18 protein-coding genes are annotated in these 18,487 nt (G+C 65.0%); 10 read left to right on the top strand and 8 right to left on the bottom strand.

Annotated elements, in window-relative coordinates:
• Positions 1 to 11 precede the first annotated feature (11 nt).
• Together rph and rdgB are read left to right on the top strand one after the other, a co-directional pair.
• Positions 12 to 728, top strand: coding sequence for a ribonuclease PH (gene rph, locus VWN43_RS06155; RefSeq protein ID WP_067466735.1), 717 nt, complete (start codon positions 12 to 14; stop codon positions 726 to 728).
• On the top strand, positions 725 to 1,363 hold the full coding sequence (gene rdgB, locus VWN43_RS06150) for an RdgB/HAM1 family non-canonical purine NTP pyrophosphatase (RefSeq protein WP_320180240.1): 639 nt from the start codon (positions 725 to 727) through the stop codon (positions 1,361 to 1,363). The genes rph and rdgB overlap by 4 nt, the downstream gene beginning before the upstream one ends.
• On the opposite strand, the gene VWN43_RS06145 is transcribed toward rdgB, so the two are convergent.
• Positions 1,357 to 1,953 (bottom strand): CAP domain-containing protein, encoded by a 597-nt coding sequence (locus tag VWN43_RS06145; RefSeq protein ID WP_320180241.1) that lies wholly within the window; start codon positions 1,951 to 1,953, stop codon positions 1,357 to 1,359. The two genes, rdgB and VWN43_RS06145, sit on opposite strands and share 7 nt — an antisense overlap.
• A gap of 47 nt (positions 1,954 to 2,000) precedes the next feature.
• On the opposite strand from VWN43_RS06145, the gene hemW reads away from it, so the two are divergent.
• The gene (hemW, locus tag VWN43_RS06140; RefSeq protein WP_320180242.1) at positions 2,001 to 3,155 is read left to right on the top strand and encodes a radical SAM family heme chaperone HemW; all 1,155 of its coding nucleotides are present in this window, start codon (positions 2,001 to 2,003) and stop codon (positions 3,153 to 3,155) included.
• Positions 3,152 to 4,048, top strand: coding sequence for a tyrosine recombinase XerC (locus VWN43_RS06135; protein WP_320180243.1), 897 nt, complete (start codon positions 3,152 to 3,154; stop codon positions 4,046 to 4,048). The genes hemW and VWN43_RS06135 overlap by 4 nt, the downstream gene beginning before the upstream one ends.
• Here the strand turns inward: VWN43_RS06135 and VWN43_RS06130 are convergent.
• Genes VWN43_RS06130 through rsmI form a run of 4 tightly spaced genes read right to left on the bottom strand, consistent with a single transcriptional unit; the run spans position 4,045 to position 6,893 of the window.
• Complete coding sequence (locus VWN43_RS06130; protein ID WP_253515658.1) at positions 4,045 to 4,650, bottom strand: DedA family protein; 606 nt, start codon at positions 4,648 to 4,650, stop codon at positions 4,045 to 4,047. The two genes, VWN43_RS06135 and VWN43_RS06130, sit on opposite strands and share 4 nt — an antisense overlap.
• A gap of 32 nt (positions 4,651 to 4,682) precedes the next feature.
• Positions 4,683 to 5,651 carry a glutathione synthase gene (gene gshB / locus VWN43_RS06125; protein WP_320180244.1) on the bottom strand — a complete coding sequence of 323 codons (969 nt, stop codon included), beginning with the start codon at positions 5,649 to 5,651 and terminating at the stop codon, positions 4,683 to 4,685.
• A 43-nt stretch (positions 5,652 to 5,694) separates the two neighbouring features.
• On the bottom strand, positions 5,695 to 6,045 hold the full coding sequence (locus tag VWN43_RS06120) for a YraN family protein (RefSeq protein WP_320180245.1): 351 nt from the start codon (positions 6,043 to 6,045) through the stop codon (positions 5,695 to 5,697).
• Positions 6,042 to 6,893: a 16S rRNA (cytidine(1402)-2'-O)-methyltransferase gene (gene rsmI, locus VWN43_RS06115; RefSeq protein ID WP_320180246.1), complete on the bottom strand. Its 852-nt coding sequence runs from the start codon at positions 6,891 to 6,893 to the stop codon at positions 6,042 to 6,044. Before rsmI ends, VWN43_RS06120 begins: the two co-directional genes overlap by 4 nt.
• A gap of 37 nt (positions 6,894 to 6,930) precedes the next feature.
• Here rsmI and VWN43_RS06110 point away from each other — a divergent pair, with 37 nt between their 5' ends.
• The 3 genes from VWN43_RS06110 (at position 6,931) to VWN43_RS06100 (ending at position 11,330) form a co-directional block, all read left to right on the top strand.
• A complete protein-coding gene (locus VWN43_RS06110; RefSeq protein ID WP_320180247.1) occupies positions 6,931 to 8,088 on the top strand; it encodes a penicillin-binding protein activator in 1,158 nt (385 codons plus the stop codon).
• A 63-nt stretch (positions 8,089 to 8,151) separates the two neighbouring features.
• On the top strand, positions 8,152 to 10,128 hold the full coding sequence (gene parE, locus VWN43_RS06105; protein ID WP_320180248.1) for a DNA topoisomerase IV subunit B: 1,977 nt from the start codon (positions 8,152 to 8,154) through the stop codon (positions 10,126 to 10,128).
• A 71-nt stretch (positions 10,129 to 10,199) separates the two neighbouring features.
• The gene (locus VWN43_RS06100; protein ID WP_320180249.1) at positions 10,200 to 11,330 is read left to right on the top strand and encodes an alpha/beta hydrolase; all 1,131 of its coding nucleotides are present in this window, start codon (positions 10,200 to 10,202) and stop codon (positions 11,328 to 11,330) included.
• Here VWN43_RS06100 and VWN43_RS06095 read toward each other — a convergent pair.
• A complete protein-coding gene (locus tag VWN43_RS06095) occupies positions 11,327 to 12,544 on the bottom strand; it encodes a bifunctional alpha/beta hydrolase/OsmC family protein (RefSeq protein ID WP_320180250.1) in 1,218 nt (405 codons plus the stop codon). The two genes, VWN43_RS06100 and VWN43_RS06095, sit on opposite strands and share 4 nt — an antisense overlap.
• Positions 12,545 to 12,634: 90 nt before the next feature.
• Here VWN43_RS06095 and VWN43_RS06090 point away from each other — a divergent pair, with 90 nt between their 5' ends.
• Positions 12,635 to 13,489, top strand: coding sequence for an AAA family ATPase (locus VWN43_RS06090; protein WP_253515678.1), 855 nt, complete (start codon positions 12,635 to 12,637; stop codon positions 13,487 to 13,489).
• A gap of 80 nt (positions 13,490 to 13,569) precedes the next feature.
• Here VWN43_RS06090 and VWN43_RS06085 read toward each other — a convergent pair whose 3' ends face one another.
• Positions 13,570 to 14,970: a methyl-accepting chemotaxis protein gene (locus VWN43_RS06085; protein ID WP_320180251.1), complete on the bottom strand. Its 1,401-nt coding sequence runs from the start codon at positions 14,968 to 14,970 to the stop codon at positions 13,570 to 13,572.
• Between the two features lie 125 nt (positions 14,971 to 15,095).
• Here VWN43_RS06085 and VWN43_RS06080 point away from each other — a divergent pair, with 125 nt between their 5' ends.
• The gene (locus VWN43_RS06080) at positions 15,096 to 16,280 is read left to right on the top strand and encodes a vWA domain-containing protein (RefSeq protein WP_320180252.1); all 1,185 of its coding nucleotides are present in this window, start codon (positions 15,096 to 15,098) and stop codon (positions 16,278 to 16,280) included.
• A gap of 1 nt (position 16,281) precedes the next feature.
• Positions 16,282 to 17,115: a DUF817 domain-containing protein gene (locus tag VWN43_RS06075; RefSeq protein ID WP_320180253.1), complete on the top strand. Its 834-nt coding sequence runs from the start codon at positions 16,282 to 16,284 to the stop codon at positions 17,113 to 17,115.
• On the opposite strand, the gene VWN43_RS06070 is transcribed toward VWN43_RS06075, so the two are convergent.
• Positions 17,112 to 18,398 (bottom strand): spinster family MFS transporter, encoded by a 1,287-nt coding sequence (locus VWN43_RS06070; RefSeq protein ID WP_320180254.1) that lies wholly within the window; start codon positions 18,396 to 18,398, stop codon positions 17,112 to 17,114. The two genes, VWN43_RS06075 and VWN43_RS06070, sit on opposite strands and share 4 nt — an antisense overlap.
• Positions 18,399 to 18,487 lie beyond the last annotated feature (89 nt).

Genomic DNA, 18,487 nt, shown 5'->3' with positions numbered 1-18,487 from the left:
TGGAGAACCCCATGCGACCTTCCGGCCGGGCGCCCGACGAAATGCGCGCCATCACTATCGAAACCGGTTACACCAAGCACGCTGAGGGCAGCTGCCTGATCAGCTTCGGCGAAACGCGCGTATTGTGCACCGCCAGCGTCGAAGAACGCATCCCGCCGTGGCTGCGCGGCAAGGGCGAAGGCTGGGTCACCGGCGAATATTCGATGCTCCCGCGCGCCACGCATACGCGCGGCCAGCGCGAGGCGGCCAAGGGCAAGCAGAGCGGCCGGACGCAGGAAATCCAGCGGCTTATCGGACGAAGCTTGCGCGCGGTCGTCGATCACAAGAAGCTCGGCGAACGGCAGATCACGCTCGATTGCGACGTGATCCAGGCCGATGGCGGCACGCGCACGGCTTCGATCTCCGGCGCCTGGGTCGCACTGCGCCTCGCAGTCGACGGGCTGATGAAATCGGGCGACATCACGCAGGACCCGATCACCGCGAAGGTCGCGGCGGTTTCCTGCGGGGTCTACCAGGGCACGCCCGTGCTCGACCTCGACTATCCCGAGGACAGCAATGCCGATGCCGATGCCAATTTCGTGCTGATCGAAGGCGGCAAGATCGCCGAGGCACAGGCGACTGCCGAAGGCGCGCCCTATGACGAGGAAGCCTTCCTGCGCCTGCTGCGGCTGGCGCAGATGGGCTGCGCGCAGATATTCAAGGCGCAGGACGAGGCTACGCGCAAATGACGCGCCGGCTCGGTTCGGGCTCGCTGGTGATTGCCACGCACAACGCCGGCAAGCTGAAAGAGATTTCCGCGCTGCTCGAGCCGCATGGCATGAAATGCCTGTCGGCCGGGTCGCTGGGTCTGCCCGAACCGGCCGAAACCGGCACCACCTTCGTCCAGAACGCGCTGCTCAAGGCGCGGGCTGCGGCGGAGGCGTCGGGCATCGTCGCGCTGGCCGACGACAGCGGCCTGTCGGTCGCTGCGCTCGGCGGCCGGCCGGGCGTCTATACCGCCGACTGGGCCGAGCGGCAGTGGTTCGAGGGCGATCCGGGCCGCGACTGGTACATGGCGATGGGCAAGGTCGAGGGGCTGTTGCAGGAACAGGGGCCAGACGTTGACCGGTCCTGCGCGTTCCGTTGCGTGCTGGCGCTGGCATGGCCCGATGGCGAGCACGCGGTCTACGAAGGCACCGCTCCCGGCAGCCTCACCTGGCCGCCGCGCGGCGAAATGGGTTTCGGTTACGATCCGGTGTTCGTGCCCGAGGGCAGCGAGCAGACCTTTGCTGAGATCGAACCGGCGCAGAAACACGCGATCAGTCACCGCGCCGATGCGTTTGCTAAGCTGGTCTCCGAACAGTTCGGCCAGGAAACTCAGTAGGCTTTCTGGCCCCAGACATTTCCGGCGGGCCAATACCGGCAGACCAGCACATCGTTGCCCGCGGCGGTGGCCACCGCGCAGCCGACTTCCTGCGTGTCGCGCCAGACCACTTGCGAGTAATGCCCGACGTCGGCCCAGTTCCCCGTTTTCGAAATGTCGGGGAAGTGCGCGTGGCGGTAATGCTTTTTCTCGGCGATGAACATGCCGACCATGGTTTCAACCGGCCAGTGTCCGGCGGTGCCGATCCAGAGGTTTTCGCCCGTCTGGTTGCGGCCCTTCTGGCTGGCGTGTTGCAGCATGCCCTTGCGCGACAAGTGACGCGCCCAGTCCTGCGCCTCGCGCTCGAGATGGGTGTTCCACTTGAGGGGCTGGAGGCGCAGGCGCAGGCGTTCGTCATTGTGCGTCCGCAGGATGCGTGCGGCCAGATGGACGTCCGAGCTTCCCCGACCATCGATCGAGCGTGATGCGGGAATCGGCTTGTCCTGCGAAAGCCAGCGCGACGATCCGCTTGCGGCCACGGCAGTCCCCGTGGCACAGAGTAGAGCAACAGCGCCCATTAGCGGCGCGATCCAGTTCTTCGTCCCATTCATGGGTCCGGCTCTTCAGCCGATATAGTTAAGAATGATTGAAGGCACTTTTGGCCCGCGCACTCTACATCCATTGGCCCTATTGCATCGCCAAATGCCCCTATTGCGATTTCAACAGCCACGTCCGCAAGACCGCGGATATGGCGGAATGGAAGACAGCGCTGCTGGCAGATATGCGCCACGAATTCGACGCGACCGGGTCTGAGGAACGCCTCGCAAGTGTCTTTTTCGGCGGCGGAACTCCGTCGCTGATGCCGCCGTCTCTGGTGGCAGATCTGCTGCGCGAGGCGGAGCGTTTGTGGGGCTTCGATCGGGCGATCGAGATCACGCTGGAGGCCAATCCGAGCAGCGTCGAGGCTGCGAAATTCGCCGATCTGGCGGCGGTCGGGGTCAATCGCGTGTCGCTGGGCGTGCAAAGCCTGCGCGATGAAGCGTTGCGTTTTCTCGGCCGGTTGCACGGAGTCGAGGAGGCACTGACCGCGCTCGAGCTGGCGCAGAGCCACTTTCAGCGCGTGTCGCTCGACCTGATCTATGCCCGGCCCGGACAAAGCATGGCCGATTGGCGCACCGAGCTTGGCGAAGCACTGGCGCTCGGCACCGATCACATGTCGCTCTACCAGCTGACCATCGAACCCGCGACGCGCTTCGCCACCGATGTCCGCCGCGGGATGTTCGAACCGCTCGACGACGACAATGCCGCCGACCTGTTCGCACTGACCCGCGAGATGACCGTTGCCGCGGGCCTGCCCGCCTACGAGATCAGCAACCATGCGCGCCCCGGGGAGGAAAGCCGGCACAATCTGACCTACTGGCGCTACCAGGACTATATCGGGATCGGCCCTGGCGCGCATGGACGGCGCGGCGACGTGGCCACGACGCGGCACCGCAAGCCCGAGAACTATATTGCCGCGGTGGCCGAGACGGGTCACGGGATCGCCGAAGCGCGCCCGCTCGACCGGAGCGAACAGGCAAGCGAAGCGCTGCTGATGGGTCTGCGTTTGGCCGAGGGCGTCGATCTGGCCGCCCTCACCCGCCGGTTCGCGGTCCCGCCCACCGGATTGATCGACCCTGCCAAGCTCGCGCTCTATCGCGACCTTGGGCTGGTGCGTACGGATGAGGGATGGATCGGCGTCACCCCGCAGGGCATGCCGCTGCTCGATGCGCTGCTGGGCGAGCTGGTCCAGGCCGATCTCGTCGCCTCATGAGCCGCGCGGAACTGCTCGAAGCGTGGCACGGCCATCTCGCGCTCGGGCTGCGGCGTTCGCCGCATACGGTGCGCGCCTATGACAAGGCAGCCGAGCGGCTGCTGACCCGGCTGGACCTGGCGGAATGGGACGATGTCGCCGAGCTATCGACCGCGGCGCTGCGCACCCATCTGGCGTCACGCCGCGCCGACGGCCTGTCGAACGCTTCGACCGCACGCGAACTCTCCGCGCTCAAGGGGTTCATTGCCTTTGCGCGGACGCAGGCGGGGCACGCGGTATCCGATCCCCCGCGCCTGCGCGGCCCGCGGATTAAGAAGGGCCTCCCGCGCCCGGTCACTCCCGACGATGCCATAGGCCTGGCGGATACGGTCGAAGCGCTCGCCGCCGACGACTGGATCGGGGCGCGCGACCGCGCGGTGCTGCTTTTGCTCTATGGTGCGGGCATGCGGATTGCCGAGGCGCTGTCGCTGACCGCATCCGCGCTGCCGCTGGGCGAACGGCTGACCGTAACCGGCAAGGGCGGCAAGCAGCGCGTCGTCCCCCTCATCCCCATCGTGCGCGAGGCGGTGGCGGACTACGCCGAGCGCTGCCCCTGGCCCTTGCCCGCGGAGGAGCCGCTGTTTCGCGGCGCCAAGGGTGGGCCGCTCGTACAAGGCGTCGTGCAGCGGACCACCGCGCGCGCGCGCAAGGCGCTGGGCCTGCCCGACAGCGCGACGCCGCATGCGCTGCGGCACAGCTTCGCCACGCATCTGCTGGGTGCGGGGGCCGACCTGCGCAGCCTGCAGGAATTGCTCGGTCATGCGAGCCTCGGGTCGACGCAGATCTATACCAAGGTCGATGCGGCCAGCCTGCTCGAGACCTATCGCAGCGCCCATCCGCGCGAACGGGACTAGCGCTCGGCGCGCGGTTTCCAGCTGACGACCCGCCATAAATAGCCGGCGAGCGTCAGCCCGAGCAGGCCAAGCGTGATCCAGCCGAGCACCTCCTGCGATTCGGCGAGCCATACCGCCAGCCGCCGCCCGCTTTCGACCAGCAGGAGGTTCCAGATGAACGCCCCGGCAAAAGTAAAGCCGAGGAACCGCCAGAGCCCCATATGCGCGAGTCCTGCGGGGAGCGAGATCATCGTGCGAAAAACGGGGGTGAAGCGGAACACGAAGACCACCCAGGGGCCATGCCGCTGGAAGAAGCGCTGTGCGCGCTCGACGTCTTCCCATTCCATCGTCAGCCAGCGCGCCCAGCGGTTGACGAAGGGTTCGAGCCGGGTCCGCCCCCAATGGTCGCCCAGCCAGTACCAGACGTAATTGCCCGCGGTCGATCCGATGGTGCCGACGATCATCAGCGGCCAGAAATCGATCGTGCCGCGCGATACCGCGACTCCGCCCAGCCCCATGATCACTTCGGACGGGATCGGCGGAAAGATGTTCTCGACCGCCATGAGCAGGAAAATGCCCAGCAGCCCGCCCTGCTCGATCGCGCGGATAATGAGTTCGTGCATGAAACCGTAACCAGCGGGCCCGCGAAGCGGTCCTAGAGCTCCGCGTGGCGGCGCTTGATCGCATCCCAGATCAGCCCCGCGGTGTCGGTGCCGTTGAACTTGTCGATTGCGACAATACCCGTTGGCGAGGTCACGTTGATCTCGGTCAGCCACTTGCCGCCGATCACGTCGATCCCGACGAACACCAGCCCGCGGCGCTTCAATTCGGGACCCATCGCCGCGCAGATCTCTTCCTCGCGCTCGGTCAGCGCCGTCGCTTCGGCATGGCCGCCCTGCGCAAGGTTCGAACGGAACTCACCTTCGCCGGGGAAGCGGTTGATTGCCCCGGCAAATTCGCCGTCGACCAGCACGATACGCTTGTCGCCCTCGCTCACCTCGGGGAGGAAGGGCTGGACCATATGCGGTTCGGGCCAGGTCTGGTCGAACACTTCCGACAGCGCCGACAGATTGGTCCCGTGCTTGTCGATACGGAAAATCGCCTTCCCGCCATTGCCGTGCAGCGGTTTGACCACGACCGAGCCGTGCTTCTTCTGGAAGTCGCGCAGATCGTCGAGATGCCGCGCGACCAGCGTCGGCGGCATGTATTGCGCGTAGTCGAGCACGAACATCTTTTCCGGCGCATTGACCACTTCGCGCGGATCGTTGGCCACCAGCGTGGTCCCCTTGAGCCGGTCGAGCAGCAGTGCCGAACTGATATAGCCCAGGTGGAACGGCGGATCCTGCCGCATCAGCACCACGTCGATGTCGCGCGCAAGGTCGATCCGGCGGCGGTCGCCGGCGTGGAAATGGTCGCCCTCGACCCGCTGGACGGTGACGGGCGCGGCATGCGCGGTGATGCGGCCATGCGGACTGCCATCGCTTTCATAGGCGAGCGTCGCGACGTCGTAATGCCACACCTCGAACCCGCGCGCCTGCGCCGACAGCATCAGCGCAAAAGAGCTGTCGCCCGCGATATTGATGTTTTCGAGCGGGTCCATCTGGACGGCGACGCGTAGGGACATTCCTATTCCTCGTAGTCAGGCGAGCGGCGGGAAGAAGCGAAGATTACGGCTGCCAGGCATTGGGGATGTGGCGAGGGAAGCTGCCCGGCGCAAGCAGGATCACGTCGATCCGGATATCCTCGCCGTTTTCGGCGTAGCGATGCGCCACCGCTTCCGCCGCCGCAGCGACGCGCGAAAGCCGGTATTCGTCGATCGCATGGTCAAGATCGGCGCGCTTGCGGCGCCATTTCACTTCGACGAACGCGACCACCCCGCCGCGTCTGGCGACCAGGTCGATCTCACCCGCGGGTGTCCGGACCCGCCGGTCGAGCACTTGCCAGCCCTTCGCGCGCAACCACACGGCTGCGCGTGTCTCGCCCTCGCGGCCGCTTTTCTCGGCCAGCTGGCGGGTCATTCGGAGCGCAGCGCCATGGCCCGCGCATACAGGGCCTTGCGGTCCATCCCGGTGGCCTTGGCGACCTGCCCCGCTGCTTGAGAGGCTTTCATCGTGCGCAGAGCGGCGACCAGCATGATCTCCGCCTCTTCCTCGCTCGCCACGCTTTCGGGCGGCGGGCCGATCAGCAGGACGATTTCGCCGCGCGGGGGATTGGCATCGAAATAGGCGCGCACGCCCGCGGGCAGGCCGCGGCGCATTTCTTCGTGCAGTTTGGTCAATTCGCGCGCGACCGCCACTTCGCGTTCGGGAAGAACCTCCTCGATCGCTGCCAGCGATTTCGCCAGGCGCGGCGCGGTCTCGTAGAAGATCAGCGTGCTGTCGACCCCGGCCAGTTCCGCGAGCGTTTCGCGGCGGGCCTTGTCCTTGCTGGGCAGGAAACCGGCGAACAGGAAGCGGTCATTGGGCAGGCCCGACAGCGCCAGCCCGGTCACGGCCGCGCAGGCCCCGGGCAGCGCGGTAACGGGAATGCCTTCCGCCCGGCAATCGTTGACCAGCCGGTAACCGGGATCGGAGACCATCGGGGTGCCCGCATCGCTGACCAGCGCCACTGCCCGGTCGCGCATGGATTCGACCAACCGGGTGCGGTCGCGATGTTCGCTGTGATCGTCATAGCGCCACATCGGCTTGGAGATGTCGAGATGCTTGAGCAGCTTGCCGGTGACCCGCGTATCCTCGCAGGCGATCCCGTCGCAGCGGCGCAACACATCGACTGCGCGCAGCGTGATATCCCCAAGGTTGCCGATCGGGGTGGCGACGATATAGAGCCCCGGTGTAAGGGAATCTTCGGAAGGGGTCGCATCAGTCACCCTTCCCCCATGAACCAATATTGAGGGACGCGGCAAGATGAAGCGCTGGACTTTCGACCGTCGGGCAATGGTAACCCTCGGGCTGGCAGCCCTGCTGGGCGCCTGCTCGGTCATTCCCAAGGCCCCCGAACGCGCGGGGCCGGTGACGCCGACGCCTTCAGCCGAACCGACGCAGAGCCTGCCGACCGACGAGACACGGCACCGGATCGCGTTGCTGGTCCCGATGTCGGGCCGCAACGGACCGGTTGGCCAGTCGATCGCCAATGCCACCACCATGGCGCTGCTCGACACCAATGCCGGCAATCTGCGGATCACCACTTACGACACCGCCAAGGGTCCCGAAGCCGCCGCGCGGCAGGCGATCGCGGAAGGCAACAAGCTGATCCTCGGCCCCTTGCTCGGATCGAACATCCCTTCGGTCACCGCCCCGGCGCGTGCGGCGGATGTGCCGGTGATTTCCTTCTCTAACGATACCGGCGCCGCGGGGCCCGACGTGTTCATCATGGGGCACATCCCCGAACAGTCGATCACGCGCACGGTCCAGTATGCCCGCAGCCAGGGCGCGCAGAATTTCGCCATTATCGCCCCCGACGGGGAATATGGTTCGCGCGCGGAAGACGCGGTGCGGCGCGCGGTAGCGGCCTATGGCGGCGCAGTCGTGTGGACCGAACGCTTCGCCCGCGGCAACACCTCGATCGTCAGCGCGGCGGAACGGCTGAAAGCGCATGGCGGCTATGACACCGTGCTGGTCGCCGATGGCGCGCGCCTTGCGGCGCAGGCCGCTGGCGTGCTCAACCCGGGCGGCGCCATGACCACCCGGCTGCTGGGCACCGAATTGTGGAGCGGCGAAGGATCGGTCACGCGCGCATCGGCGCTGACGGGGGCGTGGTTCTCCGCCGTGTCGGACGATCGCTACAAGCGCTTTACCGACAGCTATGAGGCACGCTTCGGCAGCCAGCCCTATCGCATTGCGACGCTGGGCTATGACGCGGTGCTGCTGACGCTGCGCGTGGCGCGGGACTGGCGTCCGGGCCGCGATTTCCCCGCTGGCGCGCTGCGCAGCGAAGACGGCTTCCTTGGTCTCGACGGAGCTTTTCGCTTCGGGCGCAACGGGCTGGTCGAACGCGCCTTCGAAGTGCGCGAAGTGCGCGATGGTGCGGTTGTCGTGGTGGAGAATGCACCCAGCCGCTTCTGAGCAGGGCGGATAACCCTGCCGGCGCGCTTGTAGCGGCGGGAAACCGCACGATATAGCAGCTGTATGTCCGACGATCTGTTCGAAAACACGCCGACCTCCAGCGGCGACTATGACGCTTCCTCGATCGAGGTCCTCGAAGGGCTCGAGCCGGTGCGGCGCCGCCCCGGCATGTATATCGGCGGGACCGACGATCGCGCTCTCCATCACCTCGTTGCCGAAGTGCTCGACAACTCGATGGACGAGGCGGTTGCTGGCCATGCCACGCGGATCGAAGTGCGGCTCGAGGAAGGCAACCGCATCACTATCGCGGATAACGGCCGCGGCATGCCGGTGGATGAGCACCCCAAGTTCCCGGGCAAGTCCACGCTCGAGGTGATCCTCTCCACGCTGCACTCGGGCGGCAAGTTCTCGGGCAAGGCCTACGCCACAAGCGGCGGCCTGCACGGTGTCGGCATCTCGGTGGTGAACGCGCTGTCGAGCGATACGCGGGTCGAAGTGGCGCGCGACAAGCAGCTGTACGCGCAGAGCTTTGCCAAGGGGCAGACGCTCGGCCCGCTCGAACAACTCGGCCCAACGCCCAATCGCCGCGGCACCACGGTCAGCTTCGTCCCCGACACCGAGATTTTCGGCGACCGCCAGTTCAGCCCAAAGCGGTTGTTCAAACTGGCGCGGTCGAAGGCCTACCTCTTCGCCGGGGTCGAAATCCGCTGGAAATGCGCGGACAGCCTCGCGAGCGATGATGTCCCCACCGAAGCGGTGTTCAAATTCCCCGGCGGCCTTGCCGATCATCTGGCCGAGCAGATCGGGTCGCGCGAATGCGTCACTGCGGAGCCCTTTGCGGGCAGCCAGGACTTTCCCGATGAGGCGGGCCGCGTCGAATGGGCGATTGCCTGGCCGCTCTATTCGGACGGTTCGACCAGCTGGTATTGCAACACCGTGCCCACGCCCGATGGCGGGACGCATGAGCAGGGCCTGCGCGCGGCACTGACCAAGGGCCTGCGCGCCTTCGCCGAACTGACGGGGGTGAAAAAGGCGAAGGAACTGACGGCCGACGACGTGATGGTCGGCGCGGAGGTCATGCTCAGCGTCTTCATCCGCGATCCGCAGTTCCAGTCGCAGACCAAGGACCGGCTGACCTCGCCCGAAGCCGCGCGGCTCGTCGAGAATGCGGTGCGCGACCATTTCGACCATTTCCTCGCCGACAATATGGACCGCGGCAAGGCCTTGCTCGGCCAGGTGATGGAGCGGATGGACGAGCGCCTGCGCAGGAAGCAGGAACGCGAGATCAAGCGCAAGACCGCGACCAATGCCAAGAAGCTGCGCCTGCCGGGCAAGCTCACCGATTGTTCGGGCGAAGGCGAGGCGGAAACCGAACTGTTCATCGTCGAAGGCGATTCGGCGGGCGGCAGCGCCAAGCAGGCGCGCGCGCGCAAGAGCCAGGCGATCCTGCCGATCCGCGGCAAGATCCTCAACGTCGCCAGTGCCACCGCCGACAAGATCCGCGCGAATAGCGAGATCGCCGACCTCACGCTCGCGATGGGCTGCGGCACGCGCAAGGATTGCGACCCCGAGAACCTGCGCTACGACCGCATCATCATCATGACCGATGCCGATGTCGATGGCGCACATATCGCGACGCTGCTGATGACGTTCTTCTTCCAGGAGATGACCGAGGTGGTGCGCGGCGGGCATCTCTACCTCGCGCAGCCCCCGCTCTACCGCCTGACCTCGGGCAAGGAGAGCCGCTATGCCCGGGACGACGCGCACCGCGCCGAGCTTGAAGCCACCGTGTTCAAGGGCAAGAAGGTCGATGTCGGCCGGTTCAAGGGTCTGGGCGAGATGAACCCCGCGCAGCTGCGCGAGACCACGATGAACCCGGCTACCCGCAGCCTCATCCGGATCACGCTCCCGCCCGAGTTCGAGGACCGCGCGAAGGTCAAGGAACTGGTCGACCAGCTGATGGGCCGCAATCCCGAACACCGGTTCAACTTCATCCAGAACAATGCCGGCGACATGGACCGCGAGATGATCGACGCGTGACGGCTGTGCCGAACGCCTTGGATCGATAGCGGTTGGGCTGTAGTGTCCCCCTGCACCGCGGGAGACAGCCGATGAACAGGATCGCCTTGGGACTGCTGACCGCGGCCGCCGGCTTACTCGGTGCGTGCAGCCTCCCCTCGCCCAGCCTGTCGCTGCTGGCGAGCGATTGCGGGGACCAGTTCGGTGCGCCGGGGGACGTCGCGCCAAGCGATGTCTTCTTCATGGCCAGCAATATGGCCGACTGCCGTGAGGATTCGCTCCAATTCGCCATCTTCCGCTCGGACGAGCTGTCCTACGGCTTCGTCAAACCGGCCGATCACGATGAAGAGTCATCGGACGCGCACCGCGCCAAGCTGCTGGCCGAAGACCAGTGGCTGGCCGCGCTGACCGACCAGATCGAGCAACCCGGGAACGAGAACCGCGTGCTGCTGTACATTCACGGCTACCGCAGCGATTTCGACGATGCGCTCGACCGCACGGTCACGGTGCGCAACCTCAATGCCTATTCGGTCCCGACCGTGTCGGTGGTGTGGCCCTCGCGCAAACGCTATCTCAGCTATCTCTACGATGCCTCGAGCATCGCCTGGTCGCAGGGCTATATCGACAGCCTGCTGCTGGCGCTGGTCGAGAAGAGTGACAACATCACGCTGGTGGCCCACAGTATGGGAGGGCGCGCGCTGGTCGGGGCGATCAGGCGCCTCAACCTCGCCAAGCCCGACAAGGCGGCGCATGTGCACCGGCTGATCCTCGTGTCACCCGATATCGATCGCCACCAGGTCCTGCGCGATGATGGTTCGATCGCCGAACTGCTGAAGGGCGGGCGTTCGGTGACGATCTATTCCTCACAGGAAGACCTCGCGCTGCGAACCTCGCGCTCGCTCCACGGCTATAGCCGGCTCGGCAGCTCGGATTGCAGCTATTCGGTCGACTATGCGGAACGCAGCCTGGGGCGTGACGGAAATTGCCACCTCGGCCCGGACTTGCCGGGATTGAGCATGGTGGATACCTCGGCCGCAGTAGCCGAGGGCGGGCTGCGGCATGCCGACGTGTTCGATACCTGCGTCGGCCGTGCCGATCTGGCCGCGGTACTGAATGGCGAGCCCACCCCGTGGCGCGAAACGGTGACGCCGCGTGGGGGCCGCACGGGCTACCGCCTCACCCACGCATCCTACACCGCGCAGCGGGACGACTGCCCCGCCTAGACCCCGGTGGTATGCACGTGGAGATCGCTTTCCAGCGTGCGATGCACCGGGCACTTGTCGGCGATGGCGATGATCCGGCTCCGCTGGTCGTCGGAAAGCTTGCCGCCATGCAGTTCGATCCGGCGGACCAGCGCCTGCATCGGGCGCCCCTCCTCCATCGCCTCGACATGGTCGCATTCGTCCTGGTGCTTGCGCTCATGCGTCACCTCGACCGTCGCCCCCTCGAGCGGCCAGCCCTTGCCATCGGCGTACATCTTCATCGTCATTGCGGTGCAAGTGCCCAGCGCGGCGTTGAGCAAATCATACGGCGTCGGCCCACTGTCGTCGCCGCCGTAGCTTTTGGGCTCGTCGGCGATGAAACGGTGGGTGCGGGTGTGCACCTCGGTGCCGAACTTGCCATGACCGGTTTTCACCACGACGCCCTTGGCGGGCATCGGCCAGTCGTCGCGAAGCGGCAGATAGCGGCTTGCCCAGGCGGCGATCATGCTGGCGGCGAAGCGCGCATCGGCCTCGTCGAGCAGCAGATGGTCCGCGCCCTCGAGGCTGACGAAGCTCTTGGGATGTTTGGCCGCGCGGAACAGCGCGCTGGCGTTCTCGATCCCGACGATTGCATCGGTGGGGGAATGCAGGAACAGCAGCGGGCGCTTCAGTCGTCCGACCTCCTCCAGCAGGTCGATATTCTCGACCCGTTCGAGGAAATCGCGGCTGAGTGCGAAATCGCGGCCGCCGATGGTGACCTCGCCCTCGCCTTCCTTGCGGATCGCCTCGAGATCGCCGTCAATCCGCTGGAGCACATGCGGCACATCGCTGGGCGCGCCGATGGTGGCGATCGCGGCGACCTTGTCGAAGCCCAGGTCATCCGCCGCCGCCAGCACCGCCGCGCCGCCGAGGCTGTGCCCGACCAGCAGGATCGGCTGCGCGAAACGCACCAGCAGCTCCTCCGCTGCCGCAACCAGATCGGCGACATCGGTGGCAAAACCCGCGCGCCCGAATTCGCCATCGCTCCCGCCCAGCCCGGTAAAGTCGAACCGCAGGCAGGCGATGCCCTCCTGCGCCAGCGCACGCGCTACGCTTACCGCCGCGCGGCTCTGCTTGGTGCAGGTGAAGCAATGCGCGAACAGCGCCGCCCCGCGCACCAGCCCGGTGGGCAGTTCGAGCGAGCCGGTCAGTTCGTGGCCGGCATCGGTGGCGATAGTAATCTTTTCGGTCGGCATGATTTCTTCCTCGCGTCTGAAGCCATAACGCCCCCTTGCACGAGCGGTGCCCGGTCCCTAACGCTAACGTAAAGTTGCAAGGGAAAACCGATGACAGAACCGACCCGTTTTGAAGGCACGCAGGCCTATATCGCCACCGAAGACCTCAAGGTCGCAGTCAATGCAGCAGTGACGCTGCGGCGTCCGCTGCTGGTCAAGGGCGAACCGGGCACGGGCAAGACGGTTCTGGCGCACGAGATTTCCAAGGCGCTCGACGCGCCGCTGATCGAGTGGAACGTCAAATCGACCACCAAGGCGCAGCAGGGCCTATATGAATATGACGCGGTAGCCCGCCTGCGCGACGGCCAGCTGGGCGACGAGCGCGTCCATGACATTTCGAACTACATCCGGCGCGGCAAATTGTGGGAGGCATTCACCGCCGAACAACTGCCCGTGCTGCTGATCGACGAGATCGACAAGGCCGACATCGAGTTTCCCAACGACCTGTTGCAGGAACTCGATCGCATGAGTTTCGATGTCTATGAAACGCATGAGCGGATCGAGGCGAAGGAACGCCCGATCGTGGTCATCACCTCGAACAACGAGAAGGAACTGCCCGACGCCTTCCTGCGCCGCTGCTTCTTCCACTATATCAAGTTCCCCGACACCGAGACGATGCGCGAGATCATCGAGGTCCACTTCCCCGGCATCCAGAAGACGCTCGTCACCAAGGCGATGGAAATCTTCTACGAAATCCGCGACGTGCCCGGCCTGAAGAAGAAGCCCTCGACTAGCGAGCTGCTCGACTGGCTCAAGCTGCTGCTCAACGAGGACATGCCGATCGAAGTGCTGCAGGATGCCAATCCCAACGCCGCGATCCCGCCGCTGCATGGCGCCTTGCTCAAGAACGAGCAGGACGTGATGATGTTCGAACGCCTCGCCTTCATGGCGCGCCGGCAGAGCTGACGCTCTCCTCACGAAAGAACAACGAACAGGGGCGCGAACCACATTCGGTTCGCGCCCCTTTTTCGTTATCCGCTCGCGGATCAGTCCAGGCTATAGGCCAGTTCGAAATCGCCCCAGCGGCGACCGTTGATGACCAGCGGCACATAGACATTGCGTACGACGAGATAGTTCTTGCCGTCGCCTTCCTGGCGATAGACCGCCATCATATAGGGTTCGGTCTGCGTCTTGGCGGTCTTGTCGATCGCGTAGAGCATGATGCGGCCATTGCGGCAGTGCTGCGTGTCATGCGCCAGATCGCCGGTCGGCGGGCGCGAATGTTCGCTGACATGTGTCGGCAGGAACCCGTTGGTATCCGATTGCGAACACATGATCACCGGGCGGCCTTCGCTGCTCACCGCGTCGTTGATCGGGCGCCAATGGGCATCGGCCCAGTCGCTCAGCCCCGTACGATAGAGCTGCGGGTTGGTGCCCGGTACCTCGCGGTAGTCGCAGTCGAACAATTGCTCCATCGTCAGCTCGCCCGCGGCGATCGCGGCTTCGGCCGCCGCGACGACCTGCGCGGCATGACCCTGCGCCTTCTCGACCATGACGCTGTCCTGCGGGGACAGGCCGGCCTTCACCAGCTTGTCGAACATGTCGCTGGCGATCAGTTCGAGCCCTTCCATCCGGTCATGCGCGGTCGCCAGCTTGTTCTCATTGTCGCTGACCGCGCCGTCGAAATCGCCGAGCACGTCCTGCACGCGGTGGACATGGTCCGAAATCTTGGCGGTGTTGCGCGCGATCAGATCCTGCTGGCCGTCGACCTCGGTCAACAGCTCGGTCACGCTGCGCATCGTGTCCTCGATCGAGCCGACCGAATCCTTCGCATGGACGCTTGCCTGGGCGCCGCTTTCGATCTTTTCGATCACCTGTTCGGCTTCATTGCCGAGCGTGTCGATGGTGCGGCCGATTTCCTCGGTCGCCTTGCGCGTTTCGCTGGCGAGCGTCTTCACTTCATTGGCGACCACCGCAAAGGTGCGGCCCTGCTCGCCCGCGCGCATCGCCTCGATCGTGGCATTGAGTGCAAGGATATTGGTGGTCTCGGCAATCTGGTCGATTTCCTGGCTCGACCGGCGCACCTGGTCCATCGCCGCGGCGAAACCGGTGACGTGTTGCGACAGCGTTTCGACGAGGCTGAGGAGGTTGCCGATTTCGTTCAGCGAATTGCTGATCAGCATCGACCCGTCGTTGAGCCGCTCGATCGCGCGTTCGGACAGCAGCCGGGCCTCGTCGCTGGCTTCGAGAACCTTGCGCTGGTCTTCGTCGAGCGCGGTGACCGTGCCCTGCAGCTCGACATATTCGCTGCGCAGGTGGCCGAAGGAATCGATGACCCCCTGGACGATCCCCGCCACGTCCGAACAGCCCACGGTTACCTTGCCGCAAGCTGCCGGTATCTGGTCCAGAGCCGACGCCCCCCTGGCATCGATCGCGCTGAGTTCCATTGCCTGTGTGACCCCCTTTTTGGTCTTGTTCTGCGTAGCTTACGCCGCGTTGGTTAGTGGGCAGTTAAAAAATACGCGCGATAAGTAACTGGTGCGGCGCCAAGGCACGCGCTAGGCTGCCGGCCATGTTCTTCAATTTCGTCGACGAGCTTCGCTCTGCGGGCATTTCCGCAAGCTTCAAGGAACACCTCACGCTGATCGAGGCGCTCGACCGCGACGTGATCGAGCAATCGCCCGAGGCGTTCTATTATCTCAGCCGGGCGACCTTCGTGAAAGACGAAGGCCTGCTCGACCGGTTCGACCAGGTATTCCAGAAGGTCTTCAAGGGCATACTGACCGATTACGGCCAGAACCCGGTCGAGATTCCCGAGGATTGGCTGAAGTCGGTGGCCGAGAAATTCCTCTCCGAAGAGGAAATGGAAAAGATCAAGGGCCTGGGCGACTGGGACGAGATCATGGAGACGCTGAAGAAGCGCCTCGAGGAACAGGAAAAGCGCCACCAGGGCGGCAACAAGTGGATCGGCACCGGGGGCACTTCGCCCTTCGGCAATTCGGGCTACAATCCCGAAGGCGTGCGGATCGGCGGCGAAAGCAAGCACAAGCGTGCAGTGAAGGTGTGGGACAAGCGCGAGTTCAAGAATCTCGACAACACCAAGGAACTGGGCACGCGCAACATCAAGATGGCCCTGCGGCGCCTGCGCCGGTTTGCGCGCGAAGGCGCTGCGGACGAACTCGACCTCGATGCAACGATCGACGGCACCGCCAAGCAGGGCTGGCTCGACATCCGGATGCGGCCCGAACGGCACAATGCGGTCAAGCTGCTGCTGTTCCTCGATGTCGGCGGGTCGATGGATCCGTTCATCAAGGTGACCGAGGAACTGTTCAGCGCGGCGACGGCGGAGTTCAAGAACCTGGAATTCTTCTACTTCCACAACTGCCTTTACGAAGGCGTGTGGAAGGACAACCGCCGCCGCTGGCAGGAACGCACCAAGACCTGGGACGTGCTGCACAAATACGGCCACGACTACAAGATCGTGTTCGTCGGCGATGCCGCGATGAGCCCCTATGAGATCACCCATCCGGGTGGCAGCGTCGAACATATGAACGAGGAAGCGGGCGCAACCTGGATGCAGCGCGTGACCAATACCTATCCCGCGACCGTCTGGCTCAATCCGGTGCCCGAAAAGCAGTGGTCCTATTCGCAGTCGACCAAGGTGATGAAGCAGCTGGTCAACGACCGGATGTATCCGCTGACGCTCGGCGGGCTCGACGACGCAATGCGCGAACTGAGCCGCAAGACCGGGGCCTGATTTGCGCCATTCGCGGTTCGCCGCGGTTCGCGCGCGGCTCGAATGCTTCGATCCGGGTCCCGGCTGGCGGCTGTGGCTGTACGAATTCCTGCTGTTCGGCTTCAAACAGGCCTGGGCGTGCCTGTTCGGCGGCCTGCTGCTCGCGCTGCTGCTCGGCACGCATTTCTTCTATCCCGAAGATGCGGCGCTGCATCGCTATGATTTCCTGACGCTGGCGGCGCTGGCGATCCAGGGGGCGATGCTGGCGTTCCGGCTCGAGACCTGGGCGGAGGCCAAGGTCATCCTGATTTTCCATGTCGTCGGCACGGTGATGGAGCTGTTCAAGACCGCTGCGGGATCGTGGATCTATCCCGAGGCAAGCGTGCTCCATATCGGCGCGGTCCCGCTGTTTTCGGGGTTCATGTACGCCGCGGTCGGTAGCTATATCGCGCGCGTCTGGCGGATCTTCGACTTTCGCTACAGCGCCTATCCGCCGCGCTGGGCGACATGGGTGCTGGCGGGCGCGATCTACGTCAATTTCTTCGCGCATCACTGGTTGCCGGACATCCGCCTGGTGCTGTTCGCGGCAACCATCCTGCTGTTCGCACGCACGCGCGTCCACTTCCGCAACTGGCGTGTGCATCGCTGGATGCCGCTGCTGGTGGGCTTCGGGCTGGTGGCGATGTTCATCTGGGGGGCGGAGAATATCGGCACCTTCGCGCAGGCCTGGACCTATCCCGGGCAGGAGCATGGCTGGCGCATGGTCAGCCCCGCCAAGCTCGGCAGCTGGTTCCTGCTGATGCTGATCAGCTTTGTGCTGGTCGAACTCGTCGCCCCGGTGCGCGAACCCGACTAGTCCTTCTGGTCGAGTTCCTCGTTGAGGCGTAGCGAACAGCGCCAGAAGAAGAACGCCGGCAGCAGCCCGAGGAACGTCGCGCCATAGAGCACATAACGGACGCTCTCTTCGCCATAGGCGGGTTGCAGCAGGTCGGACATCATCCCGAAGAACAGCGGCCCGAGGCCAAGCCCGATGAGGTTCTGGAAGAACAGCAGCACTGCGGCTGCGATCGCGCGGGCGCGCAGCGGTACCAGCCCCTGCACGCTCGAATAGGTCGGGCCGTAATAGAGCGAATTGCAGATCGTCGGCACGATCAGCAGGAACAGCGCCATCAGCCAGTTGTCGCTCATGAAGGCAAGCAAGGCGAAGGGAATCGTGATGACCATGCCCACTGCAGGTGCAGTGAGGACGTGGCGGCGGTTCTTGGACCCCCAGCGATCGGCGATATAGCCGCCCAGCACGGTACCGGCGATGCCTGCCCCGCCATTGACCAGGCCGAACCACAGCCCTGTTTCACCCGGGGTCAGCCCGTGGGTGCGCTGGAAGAAGATCGTGATCCAGGTCACCTTGCCATAGGCGAGGAAGGCAGCCGCCGATCCTGCCGCGACCAGCAGGACGAAGGCGCGAGAACTGAACATGGCCTTGAGCGCGGTTTTTATCGGCATCTGTTCGGTCGACTGCTGCGACCCGGCCTGCATCATGCCGGTGCGGCGCGGGTCCTTCAGAAAGATGAACACGACCACCGCGAGCGCCAGCCCCGGCAGGCCCACGATCAGGAAGGCATTGCGCCAGCCCACCGAATCGGCGAGCAGCCCGCCGATCAGCATCCCCAACAGTGTGCCGATCGGAATACCGAGCGCGTAGAAGGCGAGCGCGGAGGATCGCTTGGCGGGTTCGACCATATCCGCAATCAGCGAATGCGCGGGCGGCGTACAGCCGGCCTCCCCCACCCCCACACCGATCCGCGCGAGCAGCAGCTGGACGAAGTTCTGCGCCAGGCCGCAGAGCGCGGTCATGGCGGACCAGATCGCCAGCGCGCCGCCGATCAGCCACGGCCGATTGGTCGTGGACCGGTCGGAGAAGCGCGCAATCGGCAAGCCGAGCACGGTATAGAACAAGGCGAAGGCCAGCCCCGTCATCAGGCCGATCTGGGTATCGCTCAGCCCCAGCTCCATCCGGATCGGTTCGGCAAGGATATTGACGATTTGCCGATCGATGAAATTGAAAATGTAGACAATCAGCAGGATCCACAGGGTTACCCTGACCGATCCGCCTGTTTGCCGTGCTGCCACAGTCGCCATTCAAACCTCTCCCGAAGCGCGGGTATGCCCGTCACTTTGGCCCAAGCTCCCTTTCTTGGCGTAGTTCGTCAAGGCCATTGGTCGAAAAT

It is taken from the genome of Qipengyuania sp. HL-TH1, from assembly GCF_036365825.1.
GTDB lineage: Bacteria > Pseudomonadota > Alphaproteobacteria > Sphingomonadales > Sphingomonadaceae > Qipengyuania > Qipengyuania profunda.
This window is presented reverse-complemented; position numbering and strand designations above follow the sequence as displayed.

Coding starts and splice junctions, on each gene's coding strand:
- rph (WP_067466735.1), top strand. CDS start 12: ATGCGACCTTCCGGCCGGGCGCCCGACGAAATGCGCGCCATCACTATC.
- rdgB (WP_320180240.1), top strand. CDS start 725: ATGACGCGCCGGCTCGGTTCGGGCTCGCTGGTGATTGCCACGCACAAC.
- VWN43_RS06145 (WP_320180241.1), bottom strand. CDS start 1,953: ATGAATGGGACGAAGAACTGGATCGCGCCGCTAATGGGCGCTGTTGCT.
- VWN43_RS06135 (WP_320180243.1), top strand. CDS start 3,152: ATGAGCCGCGCGGAACTGCTCGAAGCGTGGCACGGCCATCTCGCGCTC.
- VWN43_RS06130 (WP_253515658.1), bottom strand. CDS start 4,650: ATGCACGAACTCATTATCCGCGCGATCGAGCAGGGCGGGCTGCTGGGC.
- gshB (WP_320180244.1), bottom strand. CDS start 5,651: ATGTCCCTACGCGTCGCCGTCCAGATGGACCCGCTCGAAAACATCAAT.
- VWN43_RS06120 (WP_320180245.1), bottom strand. CDS start 6,045: ATGACCCGCCAGCTGGCCGAGAAAAGCGGCCGCGAGGGCGAGACACGC.
- VWN43_RS06110 (WP_320180247.1), top strand. CDS start 6,931: ATGAAGCGCTGGACTTTCGACCGTCGGGCAATGGTAACCCTCGGGCTG.
- parE (WP_320180248.1), top strand. CDS start 8,152: ATGTCCGACGATCTGTTCGAAAACACGCCGACCTCCAGCGGCGACTAT.
- VWN43_RS06100 (WP_320180249.1), top strand. CDS start 10,200: ATGAACAGGATCGCCTTGGGACTGCTGACCGCGGCCGCCGGCTTACTC.
- VWN43_RS06095 (WP_320180250.1), bottom strand. CDS start 12,544: ATGCCGACCGAAAAGATTACTATCGCCACCGATGCCGGCCACGAACTG.
- VWN43_RS06090 (WP_253515678.1), top strand. CDS start 12,635: ATGACAGAACCGACCCGTTTTGAAGGCACGCAGGCCTATATCGCCACC.
- VWN43_RS06085 (WP_320180251.1), bottom strand. CDS start 14,970: ATGGAACTCAGCGCGATCGATGCCAGGGGGGCGTCGGCTCTGGACCAG.
- VWN43_RS06080 (WP_320180252.1), top strand. CDS start 15,096: ATGTTCTTCAATTTCGTCGACGAGCTTCGCTCTGCGGGCATTTCCGCA.
- VWN43_RS06070 (WP_320180254.1), bottom strand. CDS start 18,398: ATGGCGACTGTGGCAGCACGGCAAACAGGCGGATCGGTCAGGGTAACC.